Consider the following 4,833-nt stretch of genomic DNA (forward strand, 5'->3'; position numbering starts at 1 on the left):
CGGGAGAGCCCGGCCGACCGGCCGGGTGCGACGGGTGCGGGCACGGCTCACGCGGTCGCCCCCTCCTCGACGTCGTCGACGCCGTAGTCGGGGCACCGGCAGACGTCGGGCGACCAGGTCGACCGCTCGAGCGCCAGGTCGCCGATCGGGTTCACTCCGGGCCCGGCGGCGAGCGCGTGGCCGGCCAGCGCGTGCAGGCACTTGACGCGAGTGGGCATGCCGCCCGCCGAGACGCCCGCGATCTCCTCGACGACGCCGAACATCGCGCGGTCGGCGAGGTACTGCTCGTGGGCCGCGCGGTACGCGGTGCGGACGTCCTCGTCGCGGCCGAGCAGGTCGGTGAACTCGACCATGAGCTGCGCGGCCTCGAGGAACGACATCGCGGCGGTCGCCACCGGATGGGTGAGGTAGTAGAACGTCGGGAACGGCGTGCCGTCGGACAGCCGCGGGCGCGTGGAGACGACCGTCGGCGCGCCGCACGCGCAGCGCGCCGCGATGCCCACGACGTCGCGTGCGGGTCGCCCGAGCTGCGCCGAGACGATCCGGAGGTCGCGCTCGGAGACGGGTTCGAACGGCGGGCGGGTCATCGGTTCCCCTCTTCAGCGGGTGGGTCGGTGGGGTCGGACTCGGTTCCGGCCGGGTCGGGCGTCCGCCCCGAGGCATCCGTCGCACTCTGCGCCAGGCCGGCGGTCATGACCGACCGGAGCATCGTCTGCATCCAGTCGCCCCGAGCCTCGGTCACCTCGGCGGAGACCGCGCGGTCGGCGGTGATCGCCGTGGCCGGGTCTCGGTCGTCGATCACGAGGTAGCTCACCTCGCCCGGGAGCACGTAGTAGAGCCGCTCTCGCGCCTGCGTGACGATGAAGGTCTCGTCGTTCCAGCGTTCGCGCTCCTCCGTGAGTCGCGCGACCTCGGCCTCCTGCCGGGCGACGTCGGCCTTCAGCTCGGCGATCTGCTGGCGCTGCGCCGCGTACGCCGCGATGCTCGGGGCGAGCACGACCACGGCCAGCACGAGCACGCCCATCATGATGATCGAGAACCCCGAGAAGCGGATGCCGGCGAGCCAGGTCTCGGCGACCTGGCGGATCGACTGGCGCGGCGCGCGCTTCGCGCCCTTCGGAGCGGTCGAGCGCTTCGCACTCGGCGCGGACTTCGAGCCCCGACCCGCCTGGGTGCGATCCGGACGCGAGGGACGACGTGCAGCGTTCATCGTCCTCCTCACCTCGCTGGAATGACCGACGGGGGCGGCCACCGGCCACCCCCGTCGTGCGTCTCAGGTACGCGTCACGCCGTGAAGCGCGGGAATGCCGAGCGGCCCGCGTACTCCGCGGCCTCGCCGAGCTCTTCTTCGATCCTCAGAAGCTGATTGTACTTGGCGACCCGCTCGGACCTGGCGGGCGCGCCCGTCTTGATCTGACCGCAGTCGGTCGCGACCGCGAGGTCGGCGATCGTCGTGTCCTCGGTCTCGCCCGAGCGGTGCGACAGCACGGCGGTGTAGCCGGCGCGCTGCGCGAGCTTGACGGCGTCGAGCGTCTCGGTGAGCGTGCCGATCTGGTTCACCTTCACCAGGATCGAGTTGCCGGCGCGCTTCGCGATGCCGTCCGCGAGGCGAGCCGGGTTGGTGACGAACAGGTCGTCGCCGACGAGCTGCAGCTTCGAGCCGAGCTGTTCGGTGAGCGTCGCCCAACCCTCCCAGTCGTCCTCGGCCAGCGGGTCCTCGATCGAGACCAGCGGGTACGCGGCGGCGAGCTCGCCGTAGTACGCGCTCATCTCGGCCGCCGTGCGGTCCTGGCCCTCGAAGCGGTACACGCCGTTCTCGAAGAACTCGGTCGACGCGACATCGAGGCCGAGCGCGATGTCGGTGCCGAGCGTGAAGCCGGCCTTGCCGATCGCCTCGGCGATCAGGTCGAGCGCCGCGCGGTTGCTCGCGAGGTCGGGCGCGAAGCCGCCCTCGTCGCCGAGGCCCGTCGAGAGCCCCTTCGACTTCAGCAGGCTCTTCAGCGCGTGGTACGTCTCGACGCCCCAGCGGAGCCCCTCGGAGTATGTCGGCGCGCCGACGGGCAGCACCATGAACTCCTGGATGTCGACACCGGTGTCGGCGTGCGCGCCGCCGTTGATGATGTTCATCATCGGCACCGGCAGCACGTGCGCGTTGGGGCCGCCGAGGTAGCGGAACAGCGGCAGGTCGGCCGAGTCGGCCGCGGCCTTGGCGACGGCGAGGCTCACGCCGAGGATGGCGTTCGCGCCGAGTCGGCCCTTGTTGTCGGTGCCGTCGGCCTCGATGAGCGCGGCGTCGACGACGCGCTGGTCGGCGGCGTCGAGGTCCTCGATGGCCGGGCCGAGCTCGTCGAGCACGGCGTCGACGGCCTTCTGCACGCCCTTGCCGAGGTAGCGGTCGGCTTCGCCGTCGCGCAGCTCGTACGCCTCGAACGCTCCGGTCGATGCCCCCGAGGGCACCGCGGCCCGCGAGACGGTCCCGTCGTCGAGGAGCACCTCGACCTCGACCGTGGGGTTGCCGCGCGAATCCAGGATCTCCCGTGCGCCGACAGCTTCGATGAATGCCACAGTGAACTCCTCTGTGATGGGGATGTGCGAGGACGACTCCGTCGTTGCCCGCAGGACAGTCTAGGACCCCGGTTCCGAGCCCCGCTCGCGTATGTCGGCGACTGACCGGCGCGCGGACCCGACGGGCTCGCGGAGGCCTCAGCCGAGGTCGCGGAACTCGAGGGACGCGGCATCCGTGGTCCCGGCCGTGACGGGGACCCACGCGTCGAAGCCGTCGGCGGTCACGCGGTCGAGCAGCCCGCGCAGGTTCTTCACGCGCCGCTCGAACCGCACGCGCATGCCGGATGCCACGAGCTCGTGCTTGAGCGAGAGCAGCGCGGCGGGTGCGAGGTCGGCGTCGTGGACGAGCACGACCGAGCGCGGGCGCCCCTCGTCGCGCACGGCGAGCAGGTCGACGATGCGCTCGAACCCGATCGAGAACCCGCATGCGGGCACCTCGTGCCCGAGGAACCGGCCGATCATGTGGTCGTAGCGGCCGCCGCCGCCGAGCGAGTAGCCGTGGTCGGGGTGCGCGATCTCGAAGATCGTGCCGGTGTAGTAGCCCATGCCGCGGACGAGCGTGGGGTCGAAGTCGATCGCGGTTCCAGGCACGGCGTCGCGGAGCGCCATGAGCTCGCGGTACGCGTCGAGGTCGAGCCAGGCGGGTGGCGGCGCGACGCCGTCCGCGAGGTGCCAGTCCGCCGTCGCGAGCTGCCGCAGCTCGTCGGCGACATCCGCCTTCTCGACACCGAGCGTCGCGAGTTCGGCGGCGACGCCGTCGGGCCCGATCTTGTCGAGCTTGTCGATCGTGATGAGCGCGCGCTCGCGGAGCTCGCCGGGCACGCCCCACGAGCCGAGGATGCCGGCCAGGATGCGCCGGTCGTTCAGCCGGATGCGGCACCCCTCGAGCCCGAGCGCCTCGAGCGCGCCGACGGTCGCGGTGAGCAGCTCGAGCTCGGCGAGCGGCCCGGCCTCGCCGATGATGTCGATGTCGCACTGCACGAACTGCCGGTAGCGGCCCTTCTGCGGCCGCTCGGCGCGCCACACGGGCGCGATCTGGATGGCGCGGAACACCGGCGGCAGCGCGGCGCGGTGGGTCGCGTAGAACCGGGCGAGCGGCACGGTGAGGTCGTAGCGCAGCCCGAGGTCGGCGAGCGAGAGGGCGTCGCCGGATGCCGCGGCGGCGGCGAGGTCGTCGGGCGTGATGCCGCGCTTCATGACCGCGAACGCGAGCTTCTCGTTGTCGCCCCCGAGCCCCGCGTGCAGGCGTGACGAGTCCTCCATGACGGGCGTCTCGATCTCGTCGAACCCGTGCGTCGCGTACACCCCGCGGATGACCGCGAGCGCGTGCTCGCGGCGGGCCTTCTCGGCGGGCAGGAAGTCGCGCATGCCGCGCGGGGGCGTGACGGTCTGGGCCATGCGCTCCATTCTTCCAGCAGCGGATGGCGCCTCGCGCCGTGCCCGGTGGCGCACGCGCCCGGAGGGAGTTCTCCACATCCGTGCGATCCCCGATCCCCCGACGCCCCTGCGTCGCTAGGCTCCCGTAGCGTCGGTGCAGCGCCGACCCGAGGGAGGTCGGATGGCCGGCATCGAGGTGTCCGGGGTGGCACGCGCGTTCGGCGACGTGCACGCCGTGCGGAACGCGACGTTCACGGTCGAGCCCGGCCACGTGGCCGGGCTCATCGGCCCGAACGGCGCGGGCAAGACCACGCTGCTGCTCATGCTCGCGTCCCTGCTGCGACCCGATGCGGGCACCATCCGGGTGGCGGGCTTCGATCCCGTGACCGATCCGGCCGAGGTCCGCGCGCGGATGGGCTGGATGCCCGACCTGCTGGGATCGTGGGCATCGCTCACCGTGCGCGAGGCGCTCGTCACGAGCGCCCGCCTCTACGGCCGATCGACGGATGCCGCGGCGGCGCGCGCCGACGAGCTGATCGACCTCGTCGACCTCGACGAGCTCGCGGACCGTCCGACCCGCGTGCTCTCGCGCGGGCAGAAGCAGCGGCTGAGCCTCGCCCGCGCGCTCGTCCACGACCCCGAGGTGCTGCTCCTCGACGAGCCCGCCTCGGGGCTCGACCCGGTCGCGCGCGCCGGACTGCGCGCGCTCGTGCGGCGGCTCGCATCCGAGGGTCGCACGGTGCTCGTCTCGAGCCATGTGCTCGCCGAGCTCGAGGAGATGGCCGACCAGGCCGTCTACCTCGCCGGCGGCGTGACCGCGGCAGCCGACCAGGTCGCGCGCGCCGAGCGGACCGCGCGGGACTGGCGCATCCGCTCCCTCGACCGCGATCG

5 protein-coding genes are annotated in these 4,833 nt (G+C 72.8%); 1 reads left to right on the forward strand and 4 read right to left on the reverse strand.

The features are described from left to right. Positions 1 to 47: 47 nt before the first annotated feature. From ESO86_RS11485 to hisS, 4 genes are all read right to left on the reverse strand, one after another. Entirely contained in the window at positions 48 to 587 is a 540-nt protein-coding gene (locus tag ESO86_RS11485) for a DUF501 domain-containing protein (protein ID WP_129235126.1), read from the reverse strand. Beyond that, the gene (locus ESO86_RS11490; RefSeq protein ID WP_129235130.1) at positions 584 to 1,210 is read right to left on the reverse strand and encodes an FtsB family cell division protein; all 627 of its coding nucleotides are present in this window, start codon (positions 1,208 to 1,210) and stop codon (positions 584 to 586) included. The genes ESO86_RS11485 and ESO86_RS11490 overlap by 4 nt, the downstream gene beginning before the upstream one ends. 74 nt (positions 1,211 to 1,284) lie before the next feature. Beyond that, a complete protein-coding gene (eno, locus tag ESO86_RS11495) occupies positions 1,285 to 2,565 on the reverse strand; it encodes a phosphopyruvate hydratase (RefSeq protein ID WP_129235132.1) in 1,281 nt (426 codons plus the stop codon). Between the two features lie 138 nt (positions 2,566 to 2,703). Beyond that, a complete protein-coding gene (gene hisS, locus ESO86_RS11500) occupies positions 2,704 to 3,963 on the reverse strand; it encodes a histidine--tRNA ligase (RefSeq protein ID WP_129235134.1) in 1,260 nt (419 codons plus the stop codon). A 160-nt stretch (positions 3,964 to 4,123) separates the two neighbouring features. Here hisS and ESO86_RS11505 point away from each other — a divergent pair. Then, a partial coding sequence (locus ESO86_RS11505; protein WP_165307698.1) for an ABC transporter ATP-binding protein occupies positions 4,124 to 4,833 on the forward strand: 710 nt, incomplete at its 3' end.

It is taken from the genome of Agromyces binzhouensis (genome assembly GCF_004135055.1).
Classification (GTDB): domain Bacteria; phylum Actinomycetota; class Actinomycetes; order Actinomycetales; family Microbacteriaceae; genus Agromyces; species Agromyces binzhouensis.

What these genes read in the sequence shown, in the direction of transcription:
- ESO86_RS11485 (WP_129235126.1), bottom strand. Translation starts at nt 587, where the DNA reads ATGACCCGCCCGCCGTTCGAACCCGTCTCCGAGCGCGACCTCCGGATC.
- ESO86_RS11490 (WP_129235130.1), bottom strand. Translation starts at nt 1,210, where the DNA reads ATGAACGCTGCACGTCGTCCCTCGCGTCCGGATCGCACCCAGGCGGGT.
- hisS (WP_129235134.1), bottom strand. Translation starts at nt 3,963, where the DNA reads ATGGCCCAGACCGTCACGCCCCCGCGCGGCATGCGCGACTTCCTGCCC.